This window comes from Sulfuritortus calidifontis, assembly GCF_003967275.1.
Taxonomy (GTDB): Bacteria; Pseudomonadota; Gammaproteobacteria; order Burkholderiales; family Thiobacillaceae; genus Sulfuritortus; species Sulfuritortus calidifontis.
On sequence record NZ_AP018721.1, the window covers coordinates 131,637 to 147,014 of the forward strand.

18 protein-coding genes are annotated in these 15,378 nt (G+C 68.4%); 9 read left to right on the forward strand and 9 right to left on the reverse strand.

Annotated elements, in window-relative coordinates:
- The first annotated feature begins 110 nt into the window (after positions 1-110).
- Both EL388_RS00735 and EL388_RS00740 read left to right on the forward strand, forming a co-directional pair.
- Positions 111-1,364 (forward strand): ATP-binding protein, encoded by a 1,254-nt coding sequence (locus EL388_RS00735; RefSeq protein WP_126458170.1) that lies wholly within the window; start codon positions 111-113, stop codon positions 1,362-1,364.
- Complete coding sequence (locus EL388_RS00740; RefSeq protein ID WP_126458173.1) at positions 1,361-1,909, forward strand: response regulator transcription factor; 549 nt, start codon at positions 1,361-1,363, stop codon at positions 1,907-1,909. Before EL388_RS00735 ends, EL388_RS00740 begins: the two co-directional genes overlap by 4 nt.
- 33 nt (positions 1,910-1,942) lie before the next feature.
- Here the strand turns inward: EL388_RS00740 and hslV are convergent, their stop codons facing one another.
- The 9 genes from hslV to EL388_RS00785 form a co-directional block, all read right to left on the reverse strand.
- Entirely contained in the window at positions 1,943-2,482 is a 540-nt protein-coding gene (gene hslV, locus EL388_RS00745) for an ATP-dependent protease subunit HslV (protein WP_126458176.1), read from the reverse strand.
- A 10-nt stretch (positions 2,483-2,492) separates the two neighbouring features.
- Entirely contained in the window at positions 2,493-3,248 is a 756-nt protein-coding gene (locus EL388_RS00750; protein ID WP_126458179.1) for a metal ABC transporter permease, read from the reverse strand.
- Entirely contained in the window at positions 3,245-4,138 is an 894-nt protein-coding gene (locus tag EL388_RS00755; RefSeq protein WP_126458182.1) for a metal ABC transporter substrate-binding protein, read from the reverse strand. The genes EL388_RS00750 and EL388_RS00755 overlap by 4 nt, the downstream gene beginning before the upstream one ends.
- Positions 4,139-4,147: 9 nt before the next feature.
- A complete protein-coding gene (locus EL388_RS00760; protein WP_126458186.1) occupies positions 4,148-5,479 on the reverse strand; it encodes a porin family protein in 1,332 nt (443 codons plus the stop codon).
- A 65-nt stretch (positions 5,480-5,544) separates the two neighbouring features.
- Positions 5,545-5,838 carry a hypothetical protein gene (locus EL388_RS00765; RefSeq protein ID WP_126458189.1) on the reverse strand — a complete coding sequence of 98 codons (294 nt, stop codon included), beginning with the start codon at positions 5,836-5,838 and terminating at the stop codon, positions 5,545-5,547.
- A gap of 25 nt (positions 5,839-5,863) precedes the next feature.
- Positions 5,864-6,091, reverse strand: a complete 228-nt coding sequence (gene yidD / locus EL388_RS00770) for a membrane protein insertion efficiency factor YidD (protein ID WP_126458192.1) — start codon at positions 6,089-6,091, stop codon at positions 5,864-5,866.
- Positions 6,088-6,570, reverse strand: a complete 483-nt coding sequence (locus EL388_RS00775; RefSeq protein WP_126458195.1) for a hypothetical protein — start codon at positions 6,568-6,570, stop codon at positions 6,088-6,090. Before EL388_RS00775 ends, yidD begins: the two co-directional genes overlap by 4 nt.
- Positions 6,571-6,607: 37 nt before the next feature.
- A complete protein-coding gene (gene dksA, locus EL388_RS14020; RefSeq protein WP_197721841.1) occupies positions 6,608-6,985 on the reverse strand; it encodes an RNA polymerase-binding protein DksA in 378 nt (125 codons plus the stop codon).
- A 591-nt stretch (positions 6,986-7,576) separates the two neighbouring features.
- Entirely contained in the window at positions 7,577-8,632 is a 1,056-nt protein-coding gene (locus EL388_RS00785) for a CobW family GTP-binding protein (RefSeq protein WP_126458201.1), read from the reverse strand.
- Positions 8,633-9,043: 411 nt separating this feature from the next.
- On the opposite strand from EL388_RS00785, the gene lipA reads away from it, so the two are divergent.
- From lipA to EL388_RS00820, 7 genes are all read left to right on the forward strand, one after another.
- On the forward strand, positions 9,044-9,970 hold the full coding sequence (lipA, locus tag EL388_RS00790) for a lipoyl synthase (protein ID WP_126458204.1): 927 nt from the start codon (positions 9,044-9,046) through the stop codon (positions 9,968-9,970).
- 44 nt (positions 9,971-10,014) lie between these two features.
- Entirely contained in the window at positions 10,015-10,302 is a 288-nt protein-coding gene (locus EL388_RS00795) for an antibiotic biosynthesis monooxygenase family protein (protein ID WP_338057674.1), read from the forward strand.
- A 73-nt stretch (positions 10,303-10,375) separates the two neighbouring features.
- Positions 10,376-11,887 (forward strand): Mur ligase domain-containing protein, encoded by a 1,512-nt coding sequence (locus EL388_RS00800; RefSeq protein ID WP_126458209.1) that lies wholly within the window; start codon positions 10,376-10,378, stop codon positions 11,885-11,887.
- Between the two features lie 12 nt (positions 11,888-11,899).
- Entirely contained in the window at positions 11,900-13,036 is a 1,137-nt protein-coding gene (locus EL388_RS00805) for an ABC transporter permease (protein WP_126458212.1), read from the forward strand.
- A 68-nt stretch (positions 13,037-13,104) separates the two neighbouring features.
- Positions 13,105-13,878 carry an ABC transporter ATP-binding protein gene (locus tag EL388_RS00810; RefSeq protein WP_126458215.1) on the forward strand — a complete coding sequence of 258 codons (774 nt, stop codon included), beginning with the start codon at positions 13,105-13,107 and terminating at the stop codon, positions 13,876-13,878.
- Between the two features lie 8 nt (positions 13,879-13,886).
- Positions 13,887-14,759: an MlaD family protein gene (locus EL388_RS00815; RefSeq protein WP_126458218.1), complete on the forward strand. Its 873-nt coding sequence runs from the start codon at positions 13,887-13,889 to the stop codon at positions 14,757-14,759.
- Entirely contained in the window at positions 14,756-15,376 is a 621-nt protein-coding gene (locus EL388_RS00820; RefSeq protein WP_126458221.1) for an ABC-type transport auxiliary lipoprotein family protein, read from the forward strand. The genes EL388_RS00815 and EL388_RS00820 overlap by 4 nt, the downstream gene beginning before the upstream one ends.
- Positions 15,377-15,378 lie beyond the last annotated feature (2 nt).

Here is a 15,378-nt window from a genome sequence, read left to right on the forward strand (position 1 = left end):
TCTCCTGAAGGGTGCGCATCGAATGCCGCAATTGTAGGGAAAACCACTAGCAACGGCTGCGGCATTTCGTCGCACCGCGCGGCGCCGCGACGGGACAGTACAATGCGGCCATGTTGACCCGAGACCCCCCGGCCCCGGCCGCGACCCTGCTTCGGCGCCTGGCCTGGCTGCGCAATCTGGCCATCGTCGGCCAGCTGCTGGCCATCGTCGTGGTCGTCCTCGGCCTGGGCATGCCCTTGCCGTTGGCGCCCATGCTGACCATTACCGGCTTGCTGCTGCTGCTGAATGCGTTGACCTGGTGGCGCTTGAAACAGCCCTGGCCGGCGAGCCAGCCGGAGGTGTTCACCCAGCTCGCCGCCGACACCATGGCCCTGGCCGGCCAGCTCTTCTTCAGCGGCGGTTATGCCAATCCCTTCGTCTCGCTCTTGCTGCTGCCGGTCATTCTCGCCGCCACCGCGCTGTCGGCCGGCTACGCCTGGCTCGCCGCCCTGTTCACCGGCACCGTCTACAGCCTGCTCATCGTCTGGCATGTGCCGCTGCCGGCGGCAGGCGAGCTCGATGCCTTCAACCTGCACCTGCTCGGCATGTGGTTCAACTTCTTGATCAGTGCCGCCCTGGTCGCCTGGTTCGTCGTGCAGCTGGCCGGCAGTCTGCGCCGACGCGAGCAGGAGCTGGCGGCCGAGCGCGAGAGGGCGTTGCGCGACGCCGGCGTTTTCGCTCTCGGCATGCAGGCCGCCGGTGCCGCTCACGAGCTGTCGACCCCGCTGGCGACCATGACCGTGCTGGCCCGCGAATTGAAGGAGGAGCACCGGCAGGACGGCGAACTGGTCGAGGGCCTGGACCTGCTCATCCAGCAGGCCGAGCGCTGCAAGACCCTGCTCACCCGGCTCACCGTCAGCGCCGGCGTCGGCCGCGAACTCGCGCCGGTGCCGCTCGACGCCTGGCTGAACGAAACCATCGAACATTGGCAGCTGATGCGGCCGAGCATCGTCGTGGTTCGCCGGATCGAAGGGGTACGGCCGGTGCCGTCGATCCGGCCCGACCCGGTGCTGGCCCAGGCCCTGGTGAGTCTTTACAACAATGCGGCCGATGCCTCGCCCGATGATGTGGCGATCGAGGCCGAGTGGGATGCCACGCGCCTGCAGGTGCGCGTGCTCGACCGCGGTCCGGGCCTGAGTCCGGAACTGGCCGAGGCGGCCGGCCGCCTGGCCTGGAGCAGCAAGGGCACGGGCCGCGGCATTGGCCTCTTGCTCACCCATGCCGGCATCGAGCACCTGGGCGGCGAAGCGACCCTGCTGCCGCGCGCAAGCGGCGGCAGCCTGGCCCGGGTGACCGTGCCCTTGATTGCCCTAAAGGCGCGATGAAAAAGCTGCCGTTCAAGGACCTGCTGCTGGTCGACGACGACGAGGCCCTGCGCCTGGTGCTGGCGCGCGCCCTCAGCCGGCGCGGCCTGACGGTGCGCCAGGCGGCCGATGTCGAAGCGGCCTGGCAGCTGGCCGAGGCGCAGCCGCCCGAGGCGGCCGTGCTCGATCTGCGCCTGCCGGGCGAGTCCGGCCTCACGCTGATCGAACGCCTGAAGGCGCTCAGGCCGGACATGCGCATCGTGCTTATGACCGGCTATGCCAGCATCGCCACCGCGGTCGAGGCGATCAAGCTCGGCGCCACGCACTACCTGGTCAAGCCGGCCGAGGTCGACGCGATCCTCGCCGCCCTGCAGCGCGACCAGGGCGATGCCGGGGTGGAACCGGCCGAGGCGCCGCTGCCGGTGAAGCGGCTGGAATGGGAACACATCCAGCGGGTGCTGGCCGAGCACGACGGCAACATCTCCGCCACGGCGCGCGCGCTCAAGATGCACCGGCGCACCCTGCAGCGGAAACTGGGCAAGAAGCCGGTCGGTGCCGACGATTGAAGCCGGCGCGACGAAGCCGCCGCCGTCCGGCGCTTACAAAGTCTCGATGGTGAAATTGCGGTTGGTATAGATGCAGATGTCGCCGGCGATCTCCAGCGATTTCTCGACGATCTCGCGCGGCGCCAGCGCGCTGTGATCGATCAGGGCCCGGGCCGCGGCCTGGGCATAGGCGCCGCCGCTGCCGATGGCGGCGATGCCGTATTCCGGCTCCAGCACGTCGCCGCTGCCGGTGATGACCAGGGTGGCCGTCTTGTCCGCCACGATCAGCATGGCCTCGAGCCGGCGCAGCATGCGGTCGGTGCGCCAGTCCTTGGCCAGTTCCACCGCGCTCTTCACCAGCTGGCCCTGATGCTTCTCCAGCTTGGCCTCGAAGCGCTCGAACAGGGTGAAGGCATCGGCCGTGCCGCCGGCGAAGCCGGCCAGCACCTTGTCCTGATACAGCCGTCGCACCTTGCGCGCGGTGGCCTTGATCACCACGTTGCCCAGAGTCACCTGGCCGTCGCCGCCCATGGCGACGGCCTCGCCCTTGCGGACGCTGAGGATCGTGGTGCCGTGCCAGGTGTCGCTGCGCATGGGATGGGCTTCAGTCGTTGCGGGATGCCGCGATTATACGCGCGGCGAACAGGGCGCAGAGGGCGAGCATGAGCACGATCACCGCACCGGCTGGCCAGTCGAGCCAGGCCGACAGAGCGAGCCCGGCACCATAGCCGAGCGCGCCGAGCCCGAGGCCGATGCCCCAGGCCGCGCCGCCGCGCCGCCGGCCGACGGCGAGCGCGGGCAGGATCAGGCTGGCGAACACCAGCCAGACCCCGACCACCTGCACCGAGGCGGTGACGCACAGGGCCAGCACCGGATAGAAACCCCAGCGCCGGCCCTGCAAAACGCGCCAGGCAAGCAGGGCCAGGCCGGTGAGCAGGCCGAGCCAGGCCACCTGGGGCCAGTTCACCCAAAGGATCTGGCCGACCAGCAGATCGCGCAGATGTTCACCGCCATGCGGGTCGTGGGCCGAGACCAGGGCGGCCAGGCTGGCGGCGAGCACGAAGCCCACGCCGATCAGCGGCTCGGCCAGATGCGGCCAGCGGCGCTCGAGCCAGGCCAGCAGCCCGGCACCGACGAGCGCCGCGCCGAAGGCGGCGGCCTGCACGCGCCAGCCGGCCGGCTCCCAGCCCAAAGCGTGGGCGGCAATCACGCCCAGGCCGGCGATCTGGGCCACGGCCAGATCGACGAAGACCACGCCGCGGCGCAACACCTCGCGCCCCAGCGGCACATGGCTGGCCAGCACCAAGAGGCCGGCGAGCCAGGGTGCGGCGAGCAGCGGCAGATCGAGTTGCCAGTTCATCGCGCCGCCGCCAAGAGGCGGTCCAGGGTGTCGTCGAACAGGCCGAAGAGATCGCTCGCCCGGTCCGAGCCGCCCACGGTGAAGGGCAGCACCGCGATCGGCAGGCCGGTGCGCTCGGCCAGCCACTCGCTCGGCCGCGCCGGCTGATAGGCGGCGCGCACGATCAGGCTGGCGGGCCGGGCCTTGAGCGCCTCGGTGACCGCGCCCAGGTGGGCGACCGAGGGCTCCAGTCCCGGCTTGGGCTCGAGCGTGGCCACCTCGACCAGCCCCAGCCACTGGTAGAGATAGGGAAAGCCGTTGTGCTGCGACACCACGCGCACGCCCCTGAGCCGGGCCGCCCGGGTCTCCCAGCGCTGTTGCGCGGCCTGCCAGCGCCGGGTGAAGTCGGCGTGCCGGGCCTGGTACCAGGCCGCCTGATCCGGCTCGAGCCGGGCCAGGCGCTGGGCCAGGGCCTCGGCCACGCGCGCGATCTGGCGCGGGTCGGTCTGGATGTGCGGGTTGCCCTCGGGGTGGACATCGCCCTCGGCCCGGCTCACGCGCTGCGGCTTGTCGAGCAGGGCGACGAAATCGGCCGCCAGGAAATAGCCGGGCCGGCCGGGCTGGATGCGGGGGTTGGCCGATTCCCGCAGCAGCACCGGCAGCCAGCCGATCTCCAGCCCGGCGCCGGTGCAGACCACGAGGTCGGCCCGGCGGGCACGGGCGATCAACGAGGGTCGGGCCTCGATCCGGTGCGGGTCCTGCCAGGCGCTGGTGGCCGCAGCCACCTCCGCACGCTCGCCCGCCAGTTCCGTGACCAGGGCCGCCCACTCCGGCTCGCAGGCCAGCACCTTGAGCGCGGCCTGGGCCGGCCACGCCAGCGCGGCAAGACAAAGCAACAAGTACTTGCGCATGTTCGCCTCCTAAAACTTATGCGCGCCGTGGGCGCCCAGGCTCATGATGTACTGCAAGGTCACCTGGTTTTCGTCGATGCCCTGCATCGAGCGGTCGCGCGCGAACTGCAGGCGGATGCGGGAGAACTCCGAGGGCGACCAGTCGAGCATCAGGCTCGTCTTGTCCGGGTTGTAGTCGGGCGCATCCAGCGGCAGGCCGCCGAAGTCGAGCGTGCCGGAGTCGAGCCGCTCATAGCGCAGGCCGGCACGCCAGCGTGGCATGAACTGGTAGACGGTCTGGGCATACCAGCCGGACTGCTTGGAGCGGTGGCGATCGCTGGGATCGCCCGCGCACAGGGTGCCGGCGCCGTCGCAGGCAAGCCGGCCCGATTCCTCGCGCCGGAAATACTCCGCCTGCAAGGTCAGGTTGCGCGTCTTCGGATTGCCCTGGGGCGCCCATTTCCAGACGAAGTCGGCGATCCAGGCCTTGGAATCGCCGGTGAAGGTCGTGCCCACCGCGTCGCCGTTGGCGTCTTCCCAGTGCGCCGTGCGCGCCTTGGGATTGGCCGAGAGATAGGCCAGGCCCGCGCGCCAGCTGTGGGAGGCGCCAAGATCGCCGCCGATCTTGGCGAAGGTGCTGAAGGCGCCGATGCCGCTGCTGTTGCCGTTGGCGCCGGGGAAGGCATTGCCGTTGCCGGCCTCGACACCGAATTCGAGGAAGGTCTCGGTCGGCGCCAGCCATTTGAGCTGCATGCCGTCGTGGGCGAAGCGCTCGCCGAACAGGGCCTGGTACATCAGCGGGGCGTCGGCGAAGTCCCAGGCGTGGGGATGGCGCTCATTGAGATAGCCCAGGCCGGAATAGAAGCGGCCGGCCTTCAGGCTGAAGCCCTCGCCCAGCCCCAGGGTCTGGAACCAGGCCTCTTCCACTGACACGCTCTGGTCGATCAGGGCGAAGTTGGCATAGCCGCGGAAGGTCGGGTCGATGTCGGCGCTCAGCACCAGCTCGGTGTGGTCGACGCTGAAGCCACGCTCGCTGCCGTGGACGTGGCCGGCCGGCAGGAAGCCGGTGATGGTGCGTTCCGGGATGTCCTTGCGCTGGGCATACTGGCCCTGCAGGATCAGCGAAACATCGGGGTTGAAGCCACGGCCGTGGTCGTGATCGTGGCTGGCCGCGGTGTTGGCGGTGCTGCCGACGGGCCGGCCCTCGGCTTCTTTCAGCCTGGCCTCCAGGGCAGCGATGCGGGCCTCATATTGGGCCTTCATCTGGGCGATCTCCTGGCGGATGGCATCGAGATCGCCTTCGGCGGAACTGGGCTGCGCCACAGTCAGAAGGGCGCAAGCAAGCAGGGTGCGCTTGAACATGGGTCATCCTCATCATGAACGACAATGCAATCGACCGGCGTGGTGACGTCGGTCGGGTCGAGAGTTCAGATGAGGTGGGTGGGCGGGGCGCGGCTGAGGTAGGGCCGGGCCTCGACGGCCTGCAGCGCCCGATAGGCCGAGGACTGGACGAGTGGATAGGCCTGGGCAACGGCCTCGGGCTTGGCCGTGGTGTCGGCCAGGCCGTGGTCGAGTGCGGCATAGGCCACGCACAGCTCGCAGGGAGTGTGCGCACGATCGTGGTCGTCGTCGAAATGGGAGAGCGCATGCGCCGCTCCGCCCCACTGCAGGGCGAGCAGGAGCAGGAGCAGCGAGAAAATGCGCAGGGCCTGGCCGATCATGGCTGGATTATAACGGCTGCCGGTCTTACTTCGGCGGCGGCACCGGGTCGTGGCCGCCGGGGTGATAGGGGTGGCAGCGGCCGATGCGGCGGATCGCCAGCCAGCCGCCCTTGAGCGCGCCGTGTCGCTTCACCGCCTCCTTGGCGTATTCGGAGCAGGTCGGCGTGAACCGGCACTGGCTGCCGAAGTAGGGCGACAGGGCGATCTGGTAGAGGCGGATCAGGCCGACGAGCAGGCGTTGGATGGGGTTCATGGTTGCTTGGTCTGGGCCGATGCCGCCATGCGGCGCAGGTAGTCGGCGAACTCGGGGTCCTCGCCGCGCAGCAGTTCGGGCAGGGCGGCACGGAAGTCGGCGCGGGCACACCATTCCTCCATGTAGTCGGCCCAGTTCTGCCACAGGCGCTGGCGCTGGTGGCTCATGCGCGCTTCATGGACCATGACGTAAGCCTGCTCGAAGATGGAGATCAGGATACCGAACAGCAGGAAGCGGCGCTCCTCCTGTTCCTCGCTCAGCACCGGTGGCTCGGCCCGCTGCCGCAGCAGGTGGAGGTCGGCGTTGTCCAGCAGCAGCTTGAGGAAATCGGTGTAGGCGTTGGACAGTCGCTGGTGCAGCTCTTCCTCTTCGGCCAGGCGCTCGCGCCGCTGCTCCCAGAGGAAGACGAAGATGGCCAGGGGCAGGCCGACCACCGTGACGACGTAGCTGAGGAACTCCCAGGTTTCCAGGTTCAGCACGATGCTTGTGCCACGGCGGCGGCCGGGCGGCCGGGTTTCAGTCGGCGAACAGCCGCTCGCGCCGCTCGTGCTTCTCCTGGGCCTCGATCGACAACTCGGCGGTCGGCCGGGCGATCAGGCGGGCCAAGCCGATCGGCTCGCCGGTCTCCAGGCAGTAGCCGTATTCGCCCGACTCGATGCGGCGCAGGGCGGATTCGATCTTCTTCAGGAGCTTGCGCTCGCGGTCGCGCACGCGCTGCTCGAGCATGTTCTCTTCTTCCACCGTGGCGCGGTCGTTGGGGTCGGCGAAGACCTCGTTTTCCTTGAGGTGCTCGCCGGTCTCGCGCGCGTTGTCCAGAATCTCGGCACGCATCTCCAAGAGCTTGGCCTTGAAGAAGCCGAGCTGCTTGTCGTTCATGTAGTCCTTGTCGGACATCTTCAGGATATCGGCCTCGCTCAGGCCGGAGGCGTTGGGCTGGCTGGTAGGAGCGGCCTTGGCCGGCTTGGCCGGGGCGGCGGTTGCAGTCTTGGTCACGGCAGGTGTTGCTTTCTTCACGGTCGGGGTTGCTTTCACTGGCACCGGTTTCTTGGCCACCGGCTTGGCGGCGGCCTTGGCGGGTGCCGGCTTCTTGGCCGCTGGCTTGGCAACGGCCTGGGTGGGGCTGACCTTCTTGGCAGGGGCGGCCTTGCTGGCCACGACCTTTTTCGCCGCCGGCTTGCTCGCCTTCGCGGGCGCCGCCTTCTTGGCTGTGCTGGCCTTGGCCGGCATCGGTTTCTTGGCAGCGGGCTTGCTCGCCTTGGCGGGGGCGGCCTTCTTGGTCGCCGGCTTGCTCGCCTTCGCGGGCGCCGCCTTCTTGCTGGCGCTGGCCTTCACCGGTGCCGCCTTCTTGGCCACGGGCTTGCCCGCTTTCGCGGGCGCGGCCTTCTTGGCAGCGGGTTTGCTGCCGGCCTTAGCGGATGCCTTCTTGCTTGCAGTAGCCACGGCGTTCCTCCTGCTTTTGTATGAAGGTACAAAATTGGCGGTGCATTATGCCACGGATGGTCGATTGAGAACCCCCTGGCCGGCCGCCTGGGTGAAGTCGTCCAGCAGCTTGGCCACGAAGGCCTCTTCCAAGTCGCTGACGATAAAGACAAAACGGCTGCTGTGGTCGGCATCCGGCCAGGCCGTCAGGCGCTCCGGGGGATAGACCACGTGCTGCACCGCATGCAGCACCACCGGCCCCGGCTCGCCCTGGATGTTGACGATGGCCTTCATGCGCAACAGGTTCTGGGCGCGAAAGGCGGTGAGCATCTCCAGGGCGCTGTGCACCCCGGTCCAATCCAGGGGCCGGTCGAAACGCAGGCTGAAGGCGCGGATGCGCTCGTCGTGCAGCCCGGCCGTCGCCGGCTTGCCCAGCAGGCCGGCCGCGCGTGCCGGCTTGTAGCGCTCGGCGTTGAGCCAGCGGCGCACGTCCGGGTGCTTGCGCTCCGGGTCGTAGAGGCCGACGTGGAGGATGAGTGCGGGATCGATCTCGCCCTTGAGCACGGTGTGGATGGGGGCGGCCGGGTTGAGCGCCGCCACCCTGGCCCTGGCCGCCTCGGTCAGCTCGGGCCCGGCCAGGTCGCTCTTGGTGATGAGCAGCCGGTCGGCCACCGCCACCTGGCGCACCGCCTCGAAATAACTGTCGAGCTGCGGCTCGGCCAGCACCGCGTCCACCGTGGTGACCACGCCGTCGAGCTGGTGACGCCTGGCCAGCCAGCGGTCATTCAATAAGGTGTCGAGGATGGGCGCCGGATCGGCGATGCCCGTGGTCTCGATGATGATGCGCTCGTATTTCGGGATCTCGCCCTTCTCGCGTGCCATGTACAGGTTCTTCAGGGTGGGCGCGAGCGAGCCCTGCACCTGGCAGCAGACGCAGCCGCCCGAGAGCAGGGCGAGCGGGCCGCGGCTCTCTTCCAAAAGCTGATGGTCGAGGCCGATCTCGCCGAACTCGTTCATCACCACGGCGGTGAGCGGCAGCTGGCGCAGCAGGTGGTTGAGCAGGGTGGTCTTGCCGCTGCCCAGAAAACCCGTCAAAAGCGTGACAGGAATGGGATCGTTCATAGTCGAGATGATGTAGTGTTAACTCAGGCCCTGACGGGTTTCAGTGCAGGCTAACATGCCGAAGGCATGTTAAAGGCCGCAGGCCGGCCGGAGCTAAAACCCGTCAAAAGCGTGACAGGAATGGGTTCGTTCATCTATGCGGACAATTCACAAGCTCCCCCTCCCGACCTCCCCCATAAATGGGGGAGGGGTCTGAGGCTGGGCTGGGTTTGAGCCCCTCCCGACCTCCCCCATAAATGGGGGAGGGGTCTGAGGCTGGGCCTGGATTGAGCCCCTCCCGGCCTCCCCCCACGAGTGGGGAGGTGCAAAACTCCCTCCCCACTTGTGGGGAGGGCAGGGGTGGGGAGGTTGAAAAGGCGGGTCATGATAGCCGATTGCCGTAAAATGCGGTTTTTCAAGACATTTCCAGATATGGCCGATTTAGAACTGCACAAGGGCCGGGCCAAGACCGCGCGCATCCCGATCAAGGTGGTGGCCAAGCCCCGGCTCAAGATGCCGGCCTGGATCCGCGCCAAGTCGCCCAATGCGCCCGAGGTGGCCGAGTTGAAAGCCGTGCTGCGCGACAAGGGCCTGCACACCGTGTGCGAGGAGGCCTCCTGCCCCAATCTGGGCGAGTGCTTCCGCCACGGCACCGCCACCTTCATGATCCTGGGCGACCTATGCACCCGGCGCTGTCCCTTCTGCGACGTCGGCCATGGCAAACCCTTGCCGCCCGATCCCAAGGAGCCGGCCCACCTGGCCGAGACCGTGGCCGCGATGCGGCTCAAATACGTGGTCATCACCAGCGTCGATCGCGACGACCTCAGAGACGGCGGCGCCCAGCACTTCGCCGACTGCATCCGCGCCGTGCGCGAGGCCTCGCCCGGCACCCGGATCGAGATCCTGACGCCGGACTTCCGCGGCCGGCTCGAGGTCGCCCTCGACATCCTGGCCGCCACGCCGCCGGACGTGCTGAATCACAACCTGGAGACCGTGCCCCGCCTCTACAAGGCCTGCCGGCCGGGCGCCGATTACGCCCATTCCTTGAAGCTGCTGCAGGAGTTCAAGGCGCGGCTGCCGAACGTGCCGACCAAGTCCGGCATCATGCTCGGCCTGGGCGAGACCGACGCAGAAGTCATCGAGGTCATGCGCGACCTGCGCGCGCACGATGTGGACATGCTCACCATCGGCCAGTATCTGCAGCCCTCGGGCCACCATTTGTCTGTAGAGCGCTACGTCACGCCCGAGCAGTTCGCCGAGTTCGAACGGCAGGCCTATGCGATGGGATTCAGGAATGCCGCCTGCGGGCCGATGGTGCGCAGTTCCTATCATGCTGACCGGCAGGCGGCAGGGGTGTAATCGTGCCGGGCATCGCCAGGACGCCGGAGCCACCTTATTACGCCGTGATCTTTTCCTCGCGGCGCAGCCCCGGCGATGAGGGCTACAGGCAAATGGCCGAGAGGATGGTCGAGCTGGCGGCAGCGCAACCCGGCTTCCTTGGCATGGAAAGCGCGCGCGAGCAGGACGGCTTCGGCATCACGGTCTCCTACTGGGCCTCGATTGAGGCGATCAGGCATTGGCAGGTGAACGCGGAACATCTTGTCGCCCAGGAGAAGGGCAAGCGTGCCTGGTACGAAGACTACGAGGTGCGCGTGGCCAAGGTCGAGCGGGCCTATGGCAAACATGAATAGAGGCATCCTGCACGCTGGGCGCGGCTTCATGGTGGATAATGCGCCCACGGATTTTCTGATTCGATAACTACAAATGCACATTCACATCCTCGGCATCTGCGGCACCTTCATGGGCGGCATCGCCGTCATCGCCAAGCAGGCGGGCCACCGGGTCACCGGCTGCGACGCCAATGTCTATCCGCCGATGAGCACCCAGCTCGAAGCCCAAGGCATCGAGCTGATCCAGGGTTTCGGCGCCGAGCAGGTCGAACTCAAGCCCGATGTCTACGTCATCGGCAACGTGGTCACCCGCGGCAAGCAGCCCCTGATGGAGGCCATCCTCGACCGCGGCCTGCCCTACATCTCCGGCCCGCAGTGGTTGTATGAAAACATCCTGGGACCCCAGGATGTTTCGGCGCAGGCTAATATGCGCGAAGCGCATGTTAAGCCGCAGAGCGGCGGCCGAAGCCAAAACGTGCGCACACCAGGCAAATGGGTGCTTGCCGTCGCGGGCACCCACGGCAAGACCACCACCTCGGGCATGCTGGCCTGGATTCTGGAAGACGCCAAGCTGAACCCCGGCTATCTGGTCGGCGGCGTGCCGCGCAACTTCGGGGTCTCCGCCCGGCTCACCGAATCGCCCTTCTTCGTCATCGAGGCGGACGAATACGACACCGCCTTCTTCGACAAGCGCTCCAAGTTCGTCCACTACCGGCCGCGCACGGTGGTGCTGAACAACCTGGAATACGACCACGCCGACATCTTCCCGGACCTCGGCGCGATCGAGACCCAGTTCCACCATCTGGTGCGCACGGTACCGGGCAACGGCCTCATCATCGCCAACGGCCGCGAGGCGAGCCTGGAGCGGGTGCTCGCCCGCGGCTGCTGGACGCCGGTGGAGCGTTTTGGTTCCTCCTCGCCCCAGCCCTCTCCCGCTTGCGAAAGAGGGGGCCAAGGGCAGTTACCCTCCCCCACTTGTGGGGGAGGGCAGGGAGGGGGATGGCAGGCCGTCGAGCAGGGGCCGAACGCCTTCGACGTGCTGTTCTGCGGCCAGCTGCAGGGCCGGGTCGAGTGGGAACTCCTGGGTGAGCACAACCGGATGAACGCCCTGGCGGCGATCGCCGCCGCCCGTCACGCCGGGGTGCCGGTCAAGGCGGCGATCGAGGCCCTGGGCCGCTTCCAGAACGTGAAGCGGCGGCTGGAGCTGCGCGGCGAAGTGAATGGCATCACCGTCTACGACGACTTCGCCCACCACCCGACCGCGATCGAGACCACCGTGGCCGGCCTGCGCGCCAAGGTGGACGGCGCCCGCATCCTGGCGGTGCTGGAGCCGCGCTCCAACACCATGAAGCTCGGCACCATGAAGGCCCAGCTGCCCGCCAGCCTCAAGGGTGCCGATGCGGTGTTCTGTTATGCCGGCGGGGTCGACTGGGACGTGGCCGGTGCCCTGGCGCCCCTGGGCGACAAGGCCATGGTCCAGCAGGACCTCGATGCCCTGATCGAGGCCATTGCGCGCGCGGCCAAGAGCGGCGACCATGTGCTGATCATGAGCAACGGCGGCTTCGGCGGCATTCACGACAAACTGCTGGCGAGGTTGGCCCACTAAGCGGGAGCTGGCTTGGGCGCACAAGCGGCGGCATCCACACCCTGGCATCAACTGCGGCAAGAGGCCGCGGGCTGCACCCTGAGCCTGCGCGGCCGCTGGTGCCTGGACGAGCTCGCCGTCCTCGATGCCGCCATTCCCGGCCTCAGCATCCCGCGCGACGCCATCGTCACCCTCGACGGCAGCGAACTTGCGGCACTCGACAGCGCCGGCGCCATGCTGCTGGTGCGCCGGCTCTGGCAGGCCGGCGTGGCCTGGGCCAACGTCCGCTTCCAGGCCATTCCGCCGCGCCAGGTCGAGCTGCTCAACCTGGTCGACGAGCGTTTCGAGCAGGCGGTCTACCAGCCGCGCCAGGAACTGGGCCGCCTGGCCCGGCTCGGCCGCTGGGTGTCGATGCAGCTGAGCGATGCCCACAGCCGCCTGCGTTTTCTCGGCCACGCCGCGGCCACCTTCGCCCATGCCCTCTACCAGCCGCGCCAGATGCGGCCGCGCGAGCTGTTCGTCCAGCTCGAGCAGGTGGGGCTGCGCGCCATCCCCATCGTGATGGCGATGAACTTCCTGATCGGCATGGTCATCGCCTATCTCACCGGCATCCAGATCCAGAAGTTCGGCGCCAACATCTTCATCGTCGATGCCGCCAGCCTCGGCATCTTCCGCGAGCTGGCGCCCGTGCTGGTGGCGGTGCTGCTGGCCGGCCGCTCGGGCGCCGCCTTCACCGCCCAGATCGGCGCCATGAAGGTCGCCGACGAGATCGCCGCCATCATCACCCTCGGCCTGTCGGCCTTCCAGGTGCTGGTGCTGCCGCGCCTGCTCGCCCTCGTCCTGGTCATGCCCCTGCTCACCTTCGTCGGCGGGCTGGCCGGCATTTACGGCGCCATGCTGGTCGCCGATGTCCAGCTCGACATCGGCCACCTCGCCTTCCTCGAGCGCATGCAGGCGGTGCTCAAGATGAAGACCGTGATCATCGGCCTGGGCAAGGCGCCGTTCTTCGCCGCCGCCATCGGCCTCATCGCCTGCCACAACGGCCTGCGGGTCAGCCGCGATGCCCGCAGCGTCGGCCTCGCCACCACCGCCACCGTGGTCCAGAGCATCGTCGCGGTGATCGTGATCGACGCCTTCTTCGCCATCCTGCTGAGCGAGCTCGACCTGTGAACCCGAACGGTCAGGGCCCTGCCCGTTTCCCTCACCCCGGCCCTCCCCCAAAGGGGGAGGGGGACGCGGTGTCGCATGGCGACGCCGGGGCGCCATGCGTGATCGAGGCCGAAGGCATCCGCACCCGTCTGGGCGGGGTCTGGGTCCACGACGGCATCGGCTTCAAGGTGCGCCGGGGCGAGCTGGTCGCCCTCATCGGTGGCAGCGGCAGCGGCAAGACCGTGCTGCTCAATGAATTGATCGGACTCATGCGGCCCACCGCCGGCCGCGCCCGCCTGCTCGGGGTCGATGTCGGCGTCGCCGATCATCCAACGCTGAATAAACTGCGCCAGCGCTTCGGCGTGCTGTTCCAGGATGGCGCCCTGTTCTCCTCGCTCACCGTGGCCGAGAACGTCGCCGCGCCGCTGCGCGAGCACACCCGGCTGCCCCGGCACCTGGTCCAGCAGCTGGTCGAGTTCCGCCTGAGCCTGGCCGGCCTGCCGCTGGCGGCGCTGAACAAGCTGCCGGCCGAACTGTCCGGCGGCATGCGCAAGCGCGCCGCCCTGGCCCGCGCCCTGGCGCTGGAGCCGGAGATACTCTTCCTCGACGAGCCGACCTCGGGCCTCGATCCCATCGCCGCCCGCGCCTTCGACCAGACGGTGCGCACCCTGTGCGACAGTTTCGGCCTCACCGTCTACATGAACACCCACGATCTCGACACCCTCTGGGGCGTGGTCGACCGGGTGATCGTGTTGAGCGGCGGCAAGGTCATCGCCGACGGGCCGGTGGCCGAGGTGGCCAAGGTTGCCGAGCCCTGGATTCAGTCGTATTTTTCAGCCCATGTGCCGCATCGCGGCGGATAGGGGGAGGCATGGAATCGGAAGCGCGCTACGCCTGGGTCGGTGCCGTCATCGTCGGCCTGCTCGCACTGGTCGCCGCCGGCCTGCTCTGGCTGCACGGCGGCCTGGGCAACCATGACTTCAACCGCTTCACCATCTATTTCCGCCAGCAGTCGCTCGACGGCCTGCAGCTCAACAGCGACGTGAAGATGTACGGCATCAAGGTCGGCAAGGTGGTGGACTATCAGATCCTGCCGACCGAAGCCAAGAACGTGCGCGTGGTGATCGAGGTCAACGCCAAGGCCCCGGTGATGGAGGGCGCCGTGGCCATGGTCAACCGCAACCTGCTCACCGGCCTGGCCAGCATCGAGCTGAACAACCAGGCCGGCAAGGCGCCGTTGCTGACCAAGGCGCCCGAGGGCGAGCCCTACCCGGTGCTGAGCGAAGGCAAGGCCAAGCTCACCCGCTTCGCCGAGCGCATGGAAGGCGTGGCCGAGCGGGCGGACGAAACGCTGGGTCGGCTCAACACCCTGCTGTCCGACCGCAATCTGGCGACGGTCGAGCAGACCCTGGGCAATCTCAACGACACCAGCGCCGCCGTGGCCCGGGGCATGCCCGAGTTGCAGGCGACGCTCAAGGCCAGCCGCGAGGCGGCGGTGCAGGCAAACCAGCAACTGGCCCGGCTCGGCCCCAAGCTGGAGGCGACCCTGGACGACACCCGCCAGGCCGCCGCCCAGCTGCGCCTGACCACCGACCTGGGCCTGCAGGAGCTGCAGACCACCGGCCGCGCCCTGCGCAACGCCAGCCAGGCCGTGGGCGATGCCGCGCGCACCTTGAAGGAGCCGGCCGGCGCCCTGTTCGGCCCGGCCGAAGACAGTCTGGGCCCGGGGGAGACGGCACCATGAAAAAGATCTGGTCCGCTTTGCTCTTGGCCGGCCTGCTCGCCGCTTGTGTCAATCTCGACGTCGAGCCCAAGGCCAAGCAGTTCTACGTGCTCGAAGACAACGGCCATGGCGGCCAAGCCGGTGGCCGCAGTCCCTGTCCCAAGCCGGCCGGCGGCCTCGGCCTGCTGATCGACGTGCAGATGCCGGCCACCTTCTACAACGGCACCAATCTCGCCTTCAGCCGCGGCCCCGGCAGCCGAGGTCACTATCAATACGCCCAGTGGACCGACCGCCCGACCAGCCAGATCGGCCACCTGTTGCGCGACCGCCTGCGTCAGGATTGCCACTATCGCCAGGTCGCCCTGGTCGGCGAGGGCCTGACCGGCGAGCAGTTGCTCTCCCTGCGCCTGCTCGAGCTGTATCACGACGCCGCCAGCCAGCCGGGCCAGGCGGTGATCGAGCTCGACGTCCAGTTGGTTCGGCGCGATGCCGGACGCCTGATCGCGCAAAAGACCTTCCGGGCGACGGCGCCGGCCGCCAGCTATGACGCCAAGGGCGCCAGCCTCGGCTTCAACCAGGCCCTGGGCCGGCTGCTCGATGAGCTTGAGGCCTGGTTGGCCAGGCAACCGCGCGGCTGACG